Source organism: Streptomyces smyrnaeus, from assembly GCF_017676345.1.
GTDB lineage: Bacteria > Actinomycetota > Actinomycetes > Streptomycetales > Streptomycetaceae > Streptomyces > Streptomyces smyrnaeus.
In genome coordinates, this window is sequence record NZ_JAFFZM010000057.1 from 1 (window position 1) to 1463 (window position 1463).

A 1463-nucleotide genomic window follows, 5' to 3' on the forward strand; every position below is an offset into this window, starting at 1 on the left:
GGGGGGTGCCCCTATCTGTTTGGTCAAGGGGCTGGGGCGGGTTGGGGTTGGTAGAACGTGCCGTCGCGGAGCATCGCGAAGAGCACGTCGGACCGGCGTCTGGCCAGGCAGAGCAGGGCCTGGGTGTGGTGCTTTCCCTCCTTGATCTTCTTGTCGTAGTAGGCGCGGGAGACGGGCTCGGACAGTGCGGCGAACGCGGAGAGGAAGAAAGCCCTCTTGAGCTGCTTCTTTCCTCGTCTTGAGGGCTGTTCACCACGGATGGAGGAGCCCGAGTTCCGGGTCGCGGGGGCGAGTCCCGCGTATGCCGCAAGATGGCCGGCGGTGGGGAAGTTGCTGCCGTCGCCGACATCGATGAGGATGCGGGCTCCCGTCCTGACCCCGACCCCTGGAAGCGAGGTCAGGACGGCGGAAAGAGGGTGGGCCTCCAGCAGTTCCTCGATCCTTCGGGCGAGGAGTTTCCGCTGGTCAAGCACGGCTTTCATCTGCCCGGCAAGGCTCGGAATGATCAGTCCGGCGGCATGGGTGCCGGGGACCGTGACGGTCTGCCCGGCCAGCGCGGCGAGGATGTCGCCGGCCAGACGTTCGGCCATCCTGGGCGCCTTCGGCCGTAAGACGTTGATCAACCGGCGGCGTCCGGCCTTGCTCAACTGGGCCGGAGAGCCGAAGCGTTCGAGGATTTCGAGGACGGCGGGATGCTGAATCCGTGGGCCCAGGACGCGTTCGAGCGAGGGATGGATCTGGGTGAGCAGGCCGCGGATGCGGTTGCTGACGCGAGTGGCCTCGGTGGCCAGATCGTCGTCGAACCCGACGATCATCTCCAGCTCGGCCACGGTCTCGTCCGCCAGCTCGACGGCACGGAGAGTGTGCGGCATCGCGCGGGCCGCATCCGCGATGATGAACGCGTCCCTCGCGTCCGTCTTGGCCTCGCCCGGATAGAGGTCGGCGACCCGCCGCAGCGTGAGTCCGGGCAGGTAGGCGACCTGACAGCCCGCGTCGCGGGCGACGGCCAGCGGCAGGGCGCCGATCGAGGCGGGCTGGTCGACGACGACGAGCACCAGGCCGTGCTTGGCCGTGAGCTTGTCGAACAGCTCGCGCAGTTTCGGCTCGCTGTTGGGCAGCCGCTTGTCGAACGCTTTCTCCCCGGCCGGGGTGACGGCGGTGGCGTGGTGTTCGCCCTTGCCAACGTCCAGTCCGAGGAAGACGCCGATGTCACTGGTGTCGATCACGTGCGGTCCTTGCGTTGTTCGAGCCCGGCCTCACCTGCGGCACCAGTCGCCAGCATCCACATTACGAAGAGCCTCCCGGGAAAACCGGTGTTCATGCCCCTGATTAGCGGTCTACCGGTGCCCTCCGGGCCCGGTGACACCACCCCCCGGATCATGAAAAACAAGGGGGGGAAGTCATGCCGAGCCCAGAGGCCGAGAGCCCCGTTGCGGGGCCGACGAAAACGGTAATGGGGGGGG

1 protein-coding gene is annotated in these 1463 nt (G+C 67.4%); it reads right to left on the minus strand.

Going from position 1 to position 1463, the window contains the following annotated elements; translation table 11 throughout:
- Positions 1-23: 23 nt before the first annotated feature.
- Positions 24-1226, minus strand: coding sequence for an IS110 family RNA-guided transposase (locus JW613_RS35435; protein ID WP_209215306.1), 1203 nt, complete (start codon positions 1224-1226; stop codon positions 24-26).
- Positions 1227-1463 lie beyond the last annotated feature (237 nt).